This window comes from Campylobacter sp. JMF_01 NE2, assembly GCF_027737365.1.
Taxonomy (GTDB): Bacteria; Campylobacterota; Campylobacteria; order Campylobacterales; family Campylobacteraceae; genus Campylobacter_B.
The window spans coordinates 181,000-194,852 of record NZ_JAOVTR010000001.1; the positions used below are offsets into that span (position 1 = coordinate 181,000).

13 protein-coding genes and 2 tRNA genes are annotated in these 13,853 nt (G+C 42.6%); 7 read left to right on the forward strand and 8 right to left on the reverse strand.

Translation table 11 applies throughout. From position 1 onward, the window contains the following. Nucleotides 1–68: 68 nt before the first annotated feature. Nucleotides 69–1,355, reverse strand: a complete 1,287-nt coding sequence (locus OFO01_RS00985; protein ID WP_270858317.1) for a citrate synthase — start codon at nucleotides 1,353–1,355, stop codon at nucleotides 69–71. Nucleotides 1,356–1,496: 141 nt separating this feature from the next. Between OFO01_RS00985 and OFO01_RS00990 the strand changes: the two genes are divergently transcribed. From OFO01_RS00990 to OFO01_RS01000, 3 genes are read left to right on the forward strand one after another with little or no spacing between them, the layout of a single operon-like run. Further along, nucleotides 1,497–2,024, forward strand: coding sequence for a hypothetical protein (locus tag OFO01_RS00990; protein ID WP_270858318.1), 528 nt, complete (start codon nucleotides 1,497–1,499; stop codon nucleotides 2,022–2,024). Then, nucleotides 2,021–3,379 carry an SPL family radical SAM protein gene (locus OFO01_RS00995; RefSeq protein ID WP_270858319.1) on the forward strand — a complete coding sequence of 453 codons (1,359 nt, stop codon included), beginning with the start codon at nucleotides 2,021–2,023 and terminating at the stop codon, nucleotides 3,377–3,379. The genes OFO01_RS00990 and OFO01_RS00995 overlap by 4 nt, the downstream gene beginning before the upstream one ends. Next, the gene (locus OFO01_RS01000) at nucleotides 3,376–4,008 is read left to right on the forward strand and encodes an SDR family oxidoreductase (RefSeq protein ID WP_270858320.1); all 633 of its coding nucleotides are present in this window, start codon (nucleotides 3,376–3,378) and stop codon (nucleotides 4,006–4,008) included. The genes OFO01_RS00995 and OFO01_RS01000 overlap by 4 nt, the downstream gene beginning before the upstream one ends. On the opposite strand, the gene OFO01_RS01005 is transcribed toward OFO01_RS01000, so the two are convergent. Continuing rightward, entirely contained in the window at nucleotides 4,005–4,385 is a 381-nt protein-coding gene (locus tag OFO01_RS01005) for a hypothetical protein (RefSeq protein WP_270858321.1), read from the reverse strand. The genes OFO01_RS01000 and OFO01_RS01005 overlap by 4 nt on opposite strands. A 73-nt stretch (nucleotides 4,386–4,458) precedes the next feature. Here OFO01_RS01005 and OFO01_RS01010 point away from each other — a divergent pair, with 73 nt between their 5' ends. Next, entirely contained in the window at nucleotides 4,459–4,830 is a 372-nt protein-coding gene (locus tag OFO01_RS01010; protein WP_270858322.1) for an HIT family protein, read from the forward strand. On the opposite strand, the gene OFO01_RS01015 is transcribed toward OFO01_RS01010, so the two are convergent. The 3 genes from OFO01_RS01015 to galU form a co-directional block, all read right to left on the reverse strand. Further along, entirely contained in the window at nucleotides 4,823–6,034 is a 1,212-nt protein-coding gene (locus OFO01_RS01015) for an MFS transporter (protein ID WP_270858323.1), read from the reverse strand. The two genes, OFO01_RS01010 and OFO01_RS01015, sit on opposite strands and share 8 nt — an antisense overlap. Nucleotides 6,035–6,454: 420 nt before the next feature. Further along, nucleotides 6,455–7,702: a glucose-6-phosphate isomerase gene (locus tag OFO01_RS01020; RefSeq protein WP_270858324.1), complete on the reverse strand. Its 1,248-nt coding sequence runs from the start codon at nucleotides 7,700–7,702 to the stop codon at nucleotides 6,455–6,457. After that, nucleotides 7,689–8,534, reverse strand: a complete 846-nt coding sequence (gene galU / locus OFO01_RS01025; protein ID WP_270858325.1) for a UTP--glucose-1-phosphate uridylyltransferase GalU — start codon at nucleotides 8,532–8,534, stop codon at nucleotides 7,689–7,691. The genes OFO01_RS01020 and galU overlap by 14 nt, the downstream gene beginning before the upstream one ends. A gap of 206 nt (nucleotides 8,535–8,740) precedes the next feature. Between galU and OFO01_RS01030 the strand changes: the two genes are divergently transcribed. From OFO01_RS01030 to OFO01_RS01040, 3 genes are all read left to right on the forward strand, one after another. Further along, nucleotides 8,741–8,926, forward strand: coding sequence for a hypothetical protein (locus OFO01_RS01030; RefSeq protein WP_270858326.1), 186 nt, complete (start codon nucleotides 8,741–8,743; stop codon nucleotides 8,924–8,926). Nucleotides 8,927–9,270: 344 nt separating this feature from the next. Further along, nucleotides 9,271–9,345 (forward strand) — tRNA-Gln (locus OFO01_RS01035). A 24-nt stretch (nucleotides 9,346–9,369) separates the two neighbouring features. After that, nucleotides 9,370–9,444: transfer RNA gene (locus OFO01_RS01040), tRNA-Met, on the forward strand. 308 nt (nucleotides 9,445–9,752) lie between these two features. Here the strand turns inward: OFO01_RS01040 and OFO01_RS01045 are convergent. The 3 genes from OFO01_RS01045 to OFO01_RS01055 all read right to left on the reverse strand — a co-directional run bounded on the left by OFO01_RS01045 (nucleotide 9,753) and on the right by OFO01_RS01055 (nucleotide 13,828). Beyond that, the gene (locus tag OFO01_RS01045) at nucleotides 9,753–10,259 is read right to left on the reverse strand and encodes a type II secretion system protein (protein ID WP_270858327.1); all 507 of its coding nucleotides are present in this window, start codon (nucleotides 10,257–10,259) and stop codon (nucleotides 9,753–9,755) included. A gap of 273 nt (nucleotides 10,260–10,532) precedes the next feature. Then, nucleotides 10,533–12,110, reverse strand: coding sequence for a phosphoglycerate dehydrogenase (gene serA, locus OFO01_RS01050; protein WP_270858328.1), 1,578 nt, complete (start codon nucleotides 12,108–12,110; stop codon nucleotides 10,533–10,535). A 56-nt stretch (nucleotides 12,111–12,166) separates the two neighbouring features. Continuing rightward, a complete protein-coding gene (locus OFO01_RS01055; RefSeq protein WP_270858329.1) occupies nucleotides 12,167–13,828 on the reverse strand; it encodes a 30S ribosomal protein S1 in 1,662 nt (553 codons plus the stop codon). Between the last annotated feature and the right edge of the window lie 25 nt (nucleotides 13,829–13,853).

Below are 13,853 nucleotides of genomic sequence, written 5' to 3' on the forward strand. Positions count from 1 at the left end.
AATTATTTCAAAAATTTTGGGTTAAATTTTGCATTTAAATTTAACCCAAATTTTGCCCTAAATTTGGGCTATTCGTTTATGCGCTCTGGGCCAATGTAGAGTTGGCGAGGGCGGACGATTTTGATACTCTCTTGCTCTTTGAGCTCTATCCATTGCGCCATCCAGCCAGGACTTCGTCCCATTACGAAGATTACGGCAAACATTTCTGTCGGAATTCCGAGCGCTTTTAGGATTAGACCTGAGTTGAAATCGACATTTGGATAGAGGTTGCGAGATACGAAATATTCGTCATTTAGCACGATTTCTTCTAATCTATTTGCCACACGGATTAAATTCGTATCGATTCCGATCTCTTCGATGAGCTGATTTCGCAGACCTTTTAGCACCTTGGCGCGCGGATCGTAGTTTTTATAGACGCGGTGTCCAAAGCCCATTAGGCGGAACGGATCGGATTTGTCCTTAGCTTTGGCGATGTATTTATCGACATTTTCTGGTGTGCCTATCATTTCTAGCTGGCGAATTACGCTTTCGTTCGCCCCGCCGTGCGCGTGTCCCCATAGTGCGCCGATACCTGCGCTTATGCACGCATAAGGGTGAGCGTGAGTAGAACCCACCGTGCGCACCGTCGTCGTTGAGGCGTTTTGCTCGTGGTCAGCGTGGAGCATAAGCACGCTATCTAGGGCTTTGACTTCGATTGGTTTGAGATCTACATGCGAGTGTGGGAAGCTTCGCATCATATACAAGAAATTTTCCGTAAATCCGCGTGCTAAATCAGGGTAAATAATAGGATAGCCTTTGGAGTGGCGATAATAAAACGCCGCAAGGGTAGGCATTTTGGCTACCAATCGTTTTGCCATTTCCATGTATTCGCTAGGATCATCAAAGCTCATATCCTTAGAGTAATACGCGCTAAGTGTCGCAATACATGCCTGCAAAACCGCCATAGGGTGGGCGCGATCTGGAAAGGCGTCGAAAAGTTTTAGGATTTTTTCGTTGATAAATGAGCGGGTTTTTAGCTCGTATAAAAACGCGTTGTATTCGTCCTTGCTAGGCAGTTTTTTATTTAGTAGTAGATACACGACATCGAGGTAGCGTTTGTTTTGCGCTAACCACGCGATATCGTATCCGCGGTGCATGAGCTCGCCCTTTTCGCCGTCAATGTATGTAATCGAGCTTTTGCACATGGCTGTGGAGGTATATCCCCTATCTAGGGTAAACATTCCAGTGTCTTTGTAAAAATTCGAAATGTCAATTACGCTAGGACCCATTGTGCCATCAAGGATCGGGAAGTCGTATGTCGCGCCATTGCGGTTATCGCGCAAGGTAACGGAGTTGGAAAATTGAGTTTCGCTCATCATCGCCCCTTTTAAAAAATCTAATCCGTGGATTATAGCTAAATTTTATGTAGTTTTAATAAACAAAATGCACGCAAAATTTCATCAAATTTAGCTTTTTTCTAGCCTTGGCTTGCTAAAATGCGAGGTTTAGGAGAGTTTATGAGAGTATTCGTGTGCGCCACGAAGTCCGAGGCGCAGGGTCTGGTGGAGAGATTTAGACTAAAAAAAAGTAGCGTTAAATTTGGCGAAAAAAGCGTCAATGTGTGGCTAGGCGAGGGAATTTTGCTTTTCATCTGCGGTGTGGGCTTTGGCAAAAACGGCGAAAACGCGCAAATTTTAGGCGAAATTTTGGCGAAATTTAGCCCCAAAACAGCCATAAATTTTGGAATTTGTGGTTGTAATAGCGATGAAATCAGTGTCGGCGAAGGGTTTTTGTGGGACGAAAACAGTGCGCCAAAAGGGGCGAGCTTAATCTGCGTTAGTACCCCGCAAACTACGAAAATTTCGGCGCCCACGATAAGTTTATACGATATGGAAAGCGCGAAATTCAAAGAAATTTGCGCTAAATTTGGCGTGAAATTTAAAATTTACAAGGTCGTAAGCGATCATTTAATCGACGCTAAAATCGACAAGTCCAGCACTTGTGCGCTACTTAGGGCGCATGCGGAAAAAATAGGAGAGTTATGAGTGAAATAAATAGCGAGTTCAAACTCGCACTAAACGCCGAAAATAGCGAGCTTTTGCGCGAATTTTTTCTATCAGGGCATTTTAGCTTCCAAGAGCGCAAGCAAATCGCCGAAATTTGCGCTGATTTGCAGGCTTGGGGCGAAAATGTGGGGGAAATTTTAAAAATAGCGAAATTTGGCGAAAATCGTGGCGTAAATTTTGCTTCGAATTTCAGCGGGAATCCTAACGCAAATTTTAGCGGGAATTCTAACGCAAATTTTAGCGAAAATCCTAGCGTAAATTCAGAGCCAAATTTACAATCCAAACCCGCCTCAAACCACGCTTGCAAGCAGGTTTTCGCGCGCATAAAATCCGCGTATGAGCTAATCAAATCGCGCCCGCCTGCGTATGAAAATTTCACTCCGCACTACACACCCAAACGCTACGAAATATCGCGTTTTGCGGGCGAAAAGCTAGCCCTTGGTCGCTGTCCTGTCGCTAGCGAGGGGACGCGTTGCTGCAATCTACTCACGCTCGATGCGGTCAATTCGTGCGGGTTTGACTGCTCGTATTGCGCGATTGGCTCGTTTTACAAAAACGGTGTCGTGGGATTTGACGAAAATTTCGGCGCAAATTTAGCGAAACTGCACCTTGATAGTGATAAAATTTATCATATCGGCACAGGTCAGAGCTCGGATTCGCTCATGTGGGGCGATAATTTCGGTATTTTAAGCGCGCTAAATTCCTTCGCCAGAGCGCATGAAAATGTGATTTTAGAGCTTAAAAGCAAGTCAAATAATATTTCCTTTTTTTTGCAAAACGACATTTCGCGCAACATCATCGTGACATTTTCGCTAAATCCGCAAATCATTATCGAAAATGAAGAACATCTCAGCGCTAGCCTAGATGAGCGCTTAAATGCTGCCAAAAAACTGGCGCAAAAGGGCATTTTGGTGGGATTTCACTTTCACCCGATGATTTATTTTCAAGGTTGGCGTGATGAATACAGCGCGATTTTTGCGCGATTGGTGCGCGAATTTGACCCTAGTAGCGTAGCACTTGTATCCTTTGGCACACTGACATTTATAAAACCAGTTATCAAAAAACTGCGCGCCAGAGGGTTAGAGAGCAAAATTTTGCAAATGCCATTTTCGCAGGCAAACGGCAAAATTTCATACCCCAAAAATATCAAACTCGAAATGTTTAAATTCGCCTATTCTAGCCTGCGTGCGTGGCATGAGGAAGTATTTTTTTATCTTTGCATGGAAGACGAGGCACTCTGGGGCGAGGTTTTTGGGCGCGAGTTTGCCAGCAACGACGAATTCGAGCGTGCGATGAAAGAGGCGTATATGCGCAAAATAAAGGAAAATCGATGAAAAAAGCGTTGATTACGGGCGCAGGTGGCGGGATCGGCAGTGCGATAGCGCGGAAATTTAGCCAAAACGGCTTTGAAATTTCAACCTTAAATTCGAGATTTGAGGATACTGCCTCGCTTAAAAAAGAGTTAGCAAATTTGAGCAAAGAGAGCTTTGATGCTGTGATTTTATGCGCTGGCGTGGGGAATTTCGACCCTTTCGAGGCGGTGAGTGGGGACGAGATTTCGCGCGTGATAAGCGTGAATTTAAGCGCAAATTTGATAATCCTAAATGCGCTAATCAATTCGCTCAAACGCTCGCACGCCCATATTATCGGCATTGCTTCGATTGAGGCGCACAGACACTCGCGATTTAGCGCGCTGTATTCGGCATCCAAGGCGGGACTACGGGCATTTTTGCTCTGTTTGTTTGAAGAGTATCGCAAGGATTTGCGCGTAACCTGCATAAGCCCAGATATGACGCAAACGCCATTTTTTGCGGATTTGCGCTTTGAGCCGAGCAGTGATGAGCACGCCTATATCGACCCAGATGAGATTGCGAATTTCGCCTATGAGGCGTATAAAACCAAGTCAAATTTGAGCGAAATTGTAATTCGCCCGCGTATCGTAGGGATAAAAAAGAAAAATTAATCCGCTAAAAATTCGAGAAATTTTGCCTCATCGAAGCTTTCAAAATGGCTGAAATTTTCAAATTTTGCTATCTTGGCCAGTGAGTGCGCACTCCCAAAAAATGCGAGTTTTTTTGCCATTGCGCCGGAGCGAAGCCACGCGGTAAAGATTGAGTTATACACCAAATCCTCGCACTCTCCGTCGCAGACGATCACGGCGTCGTTTCCATAGAGGCTATCGTCGCTGACATCGGCCCCCACGCAGGCTTTTTGCGCGCTTTGCACGGCTTCTTTGAGCGCATAGATTCGCACTTTGTGCTGGCAAGCACTTAGGGCGTTTAAAATTTGGGCTAGGTTTAAAAGTGAAAAATTATCATAGATTACAACGGCGATTTTCACGGATTTCCTTTAAATTTTTACGCGATTTTAATTAAATTTTGTTTAAAATTCCATATTTTTATAAGGAGAAAATATGATATACGAAGATGATATAATTTTTATCGAGCGCGAAGAGAGCGAAATCCCGTGGATTAAAATTTTCACCAAAACTAAGGCAAAGGAGATTACGGATTTGCCAAGTGAGCAGATTGCGCACCTTTGGGCGGCTGTTTTGGAGTGCGAAAGGAGCATGCGAGACTTCTACAACCCAGATAAAATCAATATCGCAAGCTTCGCAAACTATGTGCCCAAAGTCCATATCCACCTGCAAGCTAGGTTTAAAAACGACAGCTTTTTCCCTGAGAGTATGTGGGGTAAAAAAATGCGAAAAGCCAAACTCAACCTGCCAAATTTCGACGAATTTGCCCAAATTTTAAGCGCAAATTTAAAGATAGCGTTTAAGTAGGTTTTGATTTATTTCTACGCAGATAAAACAGAGCCAAAAGCAAAATTAGCGCGCAAAATCCGCTGATAAAAAAGCCGAATTTCGCGCCAAATTTATCCGTAAAAAACCCCGCAAAAAGCGCGCCAAATGGCGTGCTTCCTAAGAAAAATAGAGTGTAGATACTCATTATCCTGCCGCGAAATTCGTTGCCCACATGCATTTGCACGGTCGAGTTCATCGACGAGTTTGTCAAAACGAAAAAAAATCCAAGCAGCGCGATTAGCGCGGCATTGTAAGCAAAGCTCGCCACAGCCCCAGCCAGCGCGCAGATTACGCACACAAGCACGGCGCAAATGCGGATAGATTTCAGCGATAAATTTCCAAAACTAGCCACGCACAGCGCCCCACACAGCGCCCCAAGCCCCAAAAGCGACATCAAATACCCAAAATACCGCTCGCCCTGAGCCAAATCGAATTTCACAAAGGCTGAAATTGTGATATTGTAATTAGGTATGAAGGTCGATAAAATCAGCACAATAAACAGAATTTCGCTTAAAATTTTTTTAGAAAGCATATACGAAAAGCCCTGTTTGATGAGCGCTAGGGGGCTTAAATTTGAGCGCGACACTTTGCTAGCGGGCTCGGAAATTTTGACAAAAAATAGCGAGATAATGACGGCTAAAAAGCTAATAGCATTTATCACGAAGCACCATTTCGCGCCAAAGTGCGCCATTATCAGCCCAGCAAGCGCAGGTCCTGTGATACGGGCTAGGTTGAAAGAGATCGAATTTAGCGCGACTGCGTTTGGAAGCTCAGAGCTAGAAGCGATGAGCGAGCGCACGAGGGCTTGGCGCGAGGGCGAGTCAAACGCCGTAAATACGCCGTTTATGAGGGAAAGCGTGAAAATGTTTGCGAAGCTAAACGCCTCAAACCACGCCAAAAAGGCGAAAATGCACGCTATAATCATCATGCCGATTTGCGCGCACAAAAGTATGCGAAGCTTGTCAAAGCGATCGAGCAAAACGCCTGAAAATAGTGTGAATATTAGCGAGGGCAAAAACTGCGCGAGGCTAACAAGCCCCACCTTAAAGGGGTCATGCGTGAGCGTGAGCGCAATCCAAGGAAGCGCGATTGTTTGCATCCACGAGCCGATTAATGAGAGATTCATGCCAATCCAATAAAGCCTGAAATTGCGGTATTTGAGGGAGTGAAATGGATTTCTCATAAATTTTCCTTGCCAAATTTGGGCTAAATTTTACTCATAAATTTCGAAAATTCCGCTGAAATATGGGGTTTGGATAGGGCAAAATTTCGTCACGACAGCGACTGCGCGTCGCTTGATTGTCATTGTGAGAAATACAAAGTATTTCGAAGCAATCTACGAGCGACAATCGCCAAAATGCGAATCTTGTGTCATTGCGAGCATAGCGAAGCAATATAGTAAAATTTAAAGCAAAATTCCACTTAAATTTTTGAAATTCTGCAAAAACACTGCGCCGAAATTTTATATTCGTAGATTGCTTCGTCGCTTCGCTCCTCGCAATGACAATGGTTCGCGTATCGAGGCAGTATCCCCGGCTTGCGAAGCGCAATGATAGATTATCGTCATCGAAAGGAGCTATTTAATGCACTAATTTTCAAAAAATTATCTATTTAAAATCATTGATTTTAGTATGCGTTTGCCTGCTTCAACGCCCGGCTGGTCGTAGGTATTCACGCCCAAAATCGCCCCAACCCCGCTAGTTAGTAGCTCAAAATAATAAAACAAAAATCCAGCATCTGTCTCATCTAGCGCGCCCACTTCGATGACATCGACGCTCACACCCTCGTTTATCACAGCCTGCGCGGTCGCGTCGCACTGGAAATTTAGCACACCCTCCAAGCTTAGATCATTTACAAAGTCGCAACTAGCCAAATTTTCCAAGCTCAAATTTGGGATTTTTCGCGATGTGCCAGAGTTTTTTAGCTTCATAAATGTTACTGTTTTATCCTTCACGCCGTCCATGATAAGCTGCAAGAAACTGTGCTGATCGCGCGAGCCAACTAGCCCTACTGGGGTAAGCCCATAGCGAGTGTAGCCGATTTTTTTGCCGATACTCTCCGCCCAGAGCTGGACATACCAGTCGTTGAAGGCTTTGAGCCTGTCGCAATAGCTGAAAATCACATTGATTGTGGCATTTTTGTGAGTGGCGTAGTGGCGGGCTTTTTGCACGACTTCGTTATTTTCTAAATTTTCGAAATTTCCGTTTAGGATTTCGCCTAAGAACCTTTCTTGCGCCATTTTTGCGCCAGCTAGCAAGGCGCGCGCATCAAGCCCAAGAGCGAGAGCTGGCACGAGGCCGACTGCGCTAAGCACGCTAAATCGCCCGCCCACATTGGCTGGCATATTTATCACGGTGGCGTTTTGGCTTTTTGCGTAGGTTTCTAACGCCGAATTTGGATCTGTGATGAAGATGAAATTACGGCTCAAATCCTGCGCGCCAAACTCATCTAAAACGACCTTAAATAGCGAAATGGTTTCGATTGTGGTGCCAGATTTGGATGAGATGATAAAGAGCGTATCGTTAAATTTAAGCCCATTTAAGGCGTTTTTTACGCTAAAATCGTCTAAATTATCCAAAATTTCAAATCTTAAATTTGGCTCTATTTTTTCGCGTAGCATTTCGTAAAACGCCCTTACACCCACGCTCGAACCGCCGATCCCCACGACTACGACAGCGCTAAAATTTTTGCCAGCTAAAAACTCGTTAGCCTGCGTAATCGCGCTTTCGCCGCTATCTGGTAGGTGATAATACCCGATCTCGCCACCTTCGAATTCATCTTTTAGTGCCAAAGCGACATTTTTTAGCGCGTCGTTTTTGGCTTTGGTAAAAAAAAGTTTATTTTTTATCATTTTTTTTCTTTGCAAATTCTTTTTCGTAAAAATACTTCGTCGCCTCGACATATCCCTCCACAGAGCCGCAATCAAAGCGTTTGCCCTTGAATTTATACGCCATTACAACGCCGTTTTTGGCCTGCTCTAAGAGCGCGTCGGTGATTTGAATTTCGCCGTTTTTGCCAGCTGGCGTGCGCTCGATGATATCAAAAATATCAGGCGTGAGTATGTATCTGCCAATGATCGCTAGGTTTGACGGGGCGTCCTTTGGGGCTGGTTTTTCGACCATATCGCTAACCATAATCAAATCATCGCTGATACTTTTGCCTGCGATTACGCCGTATTTGCTGACATCTTCTTTTTCTACTTCCATTACGGCTACGATTGAGCAACGATATTTCTCATAGACCTTTACCATTTGTGCTAGCACACCCTCGCCACCTGTATTTATACACAAATCATCAGCCAAAACTACGCCAAATGGCTCATCTCTAACGAGAGTTTTGCCTGTAAAAATCGCGTGTCCCAGCCCTCTCATATCCTCTTGACGGGTAAATGAAAACTGACAAGATGACATTAAATTTCTAATATCATCTAGCAAATATTCCTTGCTAGTGCCCTTGATTTGGTCTTCTAGCTCGTAGCTTCTATCGAAATAATCCTCCAAAGCGCGTTTTCCACGCCCTGTAACAAATGCCATATTATCCATGCCAGCTTCCAATGCCTCATCTACGCCATAGTGAATTAGCGGTTTTGTAAGGATTGGGAGCATTTCCTTAGGTAGCGATTTTGTGGCTGGCAAAAAGCGCGTGCCATACCCCGCAGCAGGAAATAAGCAAGTCTTGATCATGATTGTATCCTTTTGAAATTTTGTAAAATTTGAATTGTAGCGCAAAAAGATAAAATTTTGAGAATTTTAAACAAGGATTTGCTAAAATTCGGCGTTTTAAATATTTTGCGCAAATTTGCATAAACGGCACCATAACGATAGACAAAAAAGGCACTTCGTTTGATACTTTTACTACTCTGCTTGGGTATATGGGGATACTGAGCGAGATGAATTTGGGAAGAAATTTGCTTGCGACGGATAGTTTGCCTTTCGAGGATGATGATGAAATTTACAAAAAAGCCTCACGGATTTTTACCGAGATTTCGTATGATGAGATAATGCGCGATTCCAAAAATCTATACAGATTAAAAATTTCGGAATTCGTAGTGCAATACTCTCATAAACCCTCCTAAATCTCGCATTTTAGCAAAATAGACTAAGTTAAATTCTGTGAAAATTTTATAAATTAAAATCACCAAACACCAAATTTGCTGTCATTACGCTTCGCAAGCTGTGAATACTGCCCCAAACACGCTAGCTATTGTCATTGTGAGCGAGCGTAATGAGCGAAGCAATCCAGAAAAATTTCATTAGCTTTAATTTGTCATTGTGAGAAACGGAGCAAGTCGTTTCGTGGCAATCTACGACTTTAAAATTTAAGGTCAGTGTTTTTGCGAAATTTCAAAATTTAAATATAATTTCGCGATTTTTCTTGACTTTTGATTTGTTTTTCTGTATAATACTAGCTCTTTTGCATTGGGGTATCGCCAAGCGGTAAGGCAATTGGTTTTGGTCCAATCATGCGGAGGTTCGAATCCTCCTACCCCATCCACACTTCTTTAAATCATCTTTGTATCGCAGGGTAGAGCAGTGGTAGCTCGTCGGGCTCATAACCCGAAGGTCGGGGGTTCAAATCCCTCCTCTGCAACCAATCTTCTTTTCCACACGAAGCAAACGAACCTTTAAAATCACGGGAATTTTCAAAATTTACAACGAGTTTTGTGAAATTTGATTTAAGATTTTGGTGTTTTGGGTGATACTGCGCCGAAGCGTGATTTGGGTAGAGATTTTAAAATTTTGAGTATTTTACAAACTTTATCTAAAATCTAGAATTATTTTTCAGCGGATAGTTTTGTGCTTTTAAATTTTTAAAAAAGCTTTCGCATATAATTTGCGTAGAATTTAAAAAGCCCTCGGAAGTCGTATTCCGAGGGCAAATATCTGTATATTTTTAACAGATTAGCCATTAGTACCTGCGCTACCGCCTGTGCTTGAGCTTGAGCTTGAGCTTGAGCTAGTAGATGTATCTTCTTCTCCAAAGTTCACACCTTTGCCACCGAATGTGATTGAACCATCTTTAGCAGAGTCTTTGATTTGTTTCAAACCAGGCATACTCCATACTTTGGCACATAGACCAGTATTACCGAAAGTAAATGTAGCATTACCATCGTTGTCTTCTAGCTTAGTTACTGTCAAACACTCAGCAGATTTGGCTTTAACTGGGTGAGAAACTTTTGTCATCTCAGTTAAATCATCAGTTGCGTCAATATCACCTGTTTTTGACCACTTGCCTTGGCTTGTATAGTATGCACCTAGGTCTGAAATCAATGTTTGAGCGTTTGTAGCTGCTTTTGAAATCTCAGCATCATCACGAGTAGCTGCTAGTCTTGGAATAGCAACAGCTGCTAAGATACCTAAAATAACGATAACGAAGATCAACTCAATCATAGTGAAACCTTTTCTCATGGTTTCCTCCTTGTAAATAGATTTCATTTTACATACATATATGTAAAACTTGCGTGGATTATAGCAAAAAAAATTAAAAAATTCAATTATTTTTGTAAAAAATTTGAAAAAATTTTAAAATTTTATAAAAAAGTCCCATTTTTGCGCTATTTTATAAATGTATAAAATTTTGCATCTAAAATTTATAGAATTTTAAATTTTTTATCATATTGCTTTCTTTTGGGGTTATAATAAAATCGTTATTATAACCCCCTCCATTAAATTTGGCTAAATTTATAGCGATGCGTAGCGCACCATGAGGCAAGTGTCAAGTTTAGCGAGCTTTTCGAGGACTGATTTTTGCACCTGAGAATCGACCAAAATCACGGCTAGTGCGTTGCCGTCCTCGCCTCTGCCTAGGCGGAAGTCAGCGATATTGATATTCTCGTCGGCTAAAATCGTGCTTATGTTTTTGATGACGCCAGGGACATCGGTGTTTTTGAAGATTATCATCTTGCCTTTTGGCTTGAAGTCAGTTTTAAATCCATTGACATTTACGATGCGACCCTCTTTGCCGTCAAAGACCGTGCCCACGACGCTCGAAGTATCCTTGTCTGTGATAATCGTAACGCCAATCTCATTTTTGTAGATACTGCCCACGCACTCTTTATACTCGGTCTCGATACCCTTCTCATCGGCTAGGAATTTCGCATTGACATAATTTAGCGAATCGCCCAAACTATCGTGTAGTGCGCCCACGATAGCGAAAACTAGCATTGAATTTAAGTATTGTGAAATCTCGCCACTACCCTCGATTTTGATAGATTTTATCGGACCTTTGTTGATTTGGGCGGCTAGATAAGCCATTTTTGATATCAAATCCACATACGCTTCGATTGAGGCTGGTAAATCCTCGGATTTGATAGGCAAATTTAGCGCATTTGGGTAGCTGATACCGCGTGCTGCGCTGATAGCTTGCTCTGCGGCCTCGACTGCGATATTTCTTTGTGATTCCAAAGTATTCGCGCCAAGGTGCGGAGTGGCGGTTAAATTTTCGATATCTAAAAAGTCATGCGAAGTGGCTGGTTCTTTGTCGAAAACATCTATGCCAAGATATGCGATTTTGCCTGATTTTAGATTTTTTACTAAGGCTGCTTCGTTGTATAATCCACCGCGCGCGCAGTTTATGAGGCGCACGCCGTCTTTCATCTTCGCAATTTGTGGCTCGTCGATCATATTGATAGTTTCGCGGTTTTTTGGCGTGTGGATTGTGATGAAATCGCACGCTAGGATATCGTCGAAATTCGTAGTGTATTTCACGCCTAGTTTTGTGGCCTTTTCTGGATCGATGTATGGGTCATACGCGATGACGCTCATACCAAAGCCAAGTGCGCGCACACCCACGCGAGAGCCGATATTACCGAAGCCGATAATGCCTAGGCTTTTTTTGTATAGCTCGGTGCCATACCATTTTTCGCGTTTCCAAATGCGATTGATTTTCAAATCATTACACGAATTTACATATTTGCGGGCGGCATTTAGCAGGTGGCACATAGTCATCTCCACAGCGGCGATTGTGTTTGCCGTAGGGACATTCATAAGGATAATTCCGCGCTTAGAGCAGCCGTCGATATCGCAGTTATCCACGCCCACGCCAGCGCGCACGATAGCTTTGAGATTAGTTCCTGAATTTAGAAATTTCTCATCTACCGCAGTCGAGCTTCTAGTGATTGCTACATCTGCATCGCCAAGCATGCCGTAAAGTTCGTCTTTTGGGACATCGGTAGCGTCGATTACATTGATATCTGATTCTTTTGAGAGAAGTTCAAAACCTATATTGTGGATTGCGTCGCAAACTATTACAGTTTTCATAAATTTCTCCTATTTTGTATGTGGAGTTGCAAGGCAAAACTGCCTTGCAAGCGGGGTTATTTTAGTTGATCTTTGATAAGATCTCCCAAAGTCATTTTTTCGTCATCGCTATTTACTTCGTTTAAAAGCTCGCGCTCTTTTTGGTGAGCTAGTCTGCGAACACTTAGGCGAATACGATTTTTCTTTTCGTCGATAAATGCGATCGCAGCTTCGATTTCATCGCCGATTTTGATCTCATCTGCGCTCTTATCGCCCAAATCCTCTTTGCGAAGTAGCGCATCTACGCCACCTTCTAACTCTACGAAGATTCCGAAATCTTTGATATCGCGAATTTTACCTTTTACGACATCGCCTTGTTTGTGAGATTTCGCATAATCGCTAATCGGGCTATCGCCTAGCTCTTTGCGATTTAGTGAAATTTTTTGTGTGTCGTTGTCGATTTTGATAATTTTGACTTCTAGTTCATCGCCGATTTTGAATAAATTTTTGCATTTTTCGTTTCTATCCCAAGAAGCGTCTTCATTGTGCAAAAGACCCTCTACGCCGTCGATTCTAACAAACGCACCAAAATTTGTGATTGTTGTGATTGCACCTTTTACCACATCGCCGACTTTGTATTTTGCCAAAAATTCATCAAATGGTTTTGGAAGCAAGTTTTTAAGGCTTACTCTTAGTCTTCTTTCATCTGGGTTGATTTCTACGACTTCTACATCGATTTCTTCGCCCTCGCTGATGAAGTCTTTTGGATTTTTGATATTTTTATCCCATGAAATTTCGCTAATGTGCAAAAATCCCTCGATATCGTTGCCTAAATCAACAAATGCGCCATAAGGCTCGATATTGCTGATTTTTACGCGGATTGTGTCGCCGACTTCTAGGCTGTCTTTGATCTCGTTCCAAGGATCTGGCATTGCAGCTTTGATTGAAAGAGATAGGTGTTTTTTGTCACTATCGTATTTGACGACTTTGACAGGGACTTTGTCGCCGTCTTTATAAAGCGAGCTAGGATTTACAGGGCCTTTGTATGAAATTTCGCTGTAATGAACTAGACCATCTACGCCACCTACATCGACAAACATGCCATAAGTTGTGATTTTTTTAACAGTGCCTTCAATAACACCCTCAGTAGCTACGATTTTTTCGATGATTTCTTTGCTAGCTTTGCGGTCCTCATCAAGCAATTTTTTGCGTGAAACCACGATACTTAGCTCATCTTCATTTACTTTTAGAACTTTTACTTTAAAAGTCTTGCCGATAGCACCATTTGGGTTTTTAAGCGCACTTTGAGAGCGTGGCATAAAAAACTCAACATCATCTTCGCTAACGCAAACATAACCGCCTTTGTTAAAAGAGACGATTTTGACATCATATACATTTTCTGCATTTTCATCGTAAGAATCAATAAATGCTTTGACTTTTTCTTTTTTTATAGCTTTTCTATATGATACGACCGGGCGACCACCTCTACTTCCGATTATCGCGACTTTAATGTCATCACCTACTTTTACACACAAGTTTCCTTGGGCGTCGCTCACTTCGGATACATCCAAAACTCCTTCTAGCTTTCTACCCACATCTACGAAAATCTCGTTGTCTTTAACAGCGATAACCTTACCTGTGACTACCTCATCGTGTGATTTTTGGTTGTCATACTCTTCTAACAATTTCGCAAAATCTTCATCTGCGTGATTTTGAACTTTCTCGTTCACCTCGGCCATAAAGCTTCCTTTAAATTTATTTACA

Coding starts and splice junctions, on each gene's coding strand:
- OFO01_RS01030 (WP_270858326.1), top strand. CDS start 8,741: ATGAATTTGGGAAGAAATTTGCTTGCGACGGATAGTTTGCCTTTCGAG.
- OFO01_RS01010 (WP_270858322.1), top strand. CDS start 4,459: ATGATATACGAAGATGATATAATTTTTATCGAGCGCGAAGAGAGCGAA.
- OFO01_RS01000 (WP_270858320.1), top strand. CDS start 3,376: ATGAAAAAAGCGTTGATTACGGGCGCAGGTGGCGGGATCGGCAGTGCG.
- OFO01_RS01045 (WP_270858327.1), bottom strand. CDS start 10,259: ATGAGAAAAGGTTTCACTATGATTGAGTTGATCTTCGTTATCGTTATT.
- OFO01_RS00985 (WP_270858317.1), bottom strand. CDS start 1,355: ATGAGCGAAACTCAATTTTCCAACTCCGTTACCTTGCGCGATAACCGC.
- OFO01_RS00990 (WP_270858318.1), top strand. CDS start 1,497: ATGAGAGTATTCGTGTGCGCCACGAAGTCCGAGGCGCAGGGTCTGGTG.
- OFO01_RS01055 (WP_270858329.1), bottom strand. CDS start 13,828: ATGGCCGAGGTGAACGAGAAAGTTCAAAATCACGCAGATGAAGATTTT.
- OFO01_RS01020 (WP_270858324.1), bottom strand. CDS start 7,702: ATGATAAAAAATAAACTTTTTTTTACCAAAGCCAAAAACGACGCGCTA.
- galU (WP_270858325.1), bottom strand. CDS start 8,534: ATGATCAAGACTTGCTTATTTCCTGCTGCGGGGTATGGCACGCGCTTT.
- OFO01_RS01015 (WP_270858323.1), bottom strand. CDS start 6,034: ATGAGAAATCCATTTCACTCCCTCAAATACCGCAATTTCAGGCTTTAT.
- OFO01_RS00995 (WP_270858319.1), top strand. CDS start 2,021: ATGAGTGAAATAAATAGCGAGTTCAAACTCGCACTAAACGCCGAAAAT.
- serA (WP_270858328.1), bottom strand. CDS start 12,110: ATGAAAACTGTAATAGTTTGCGACGCAATCCACAATATAGGTTTTGAA.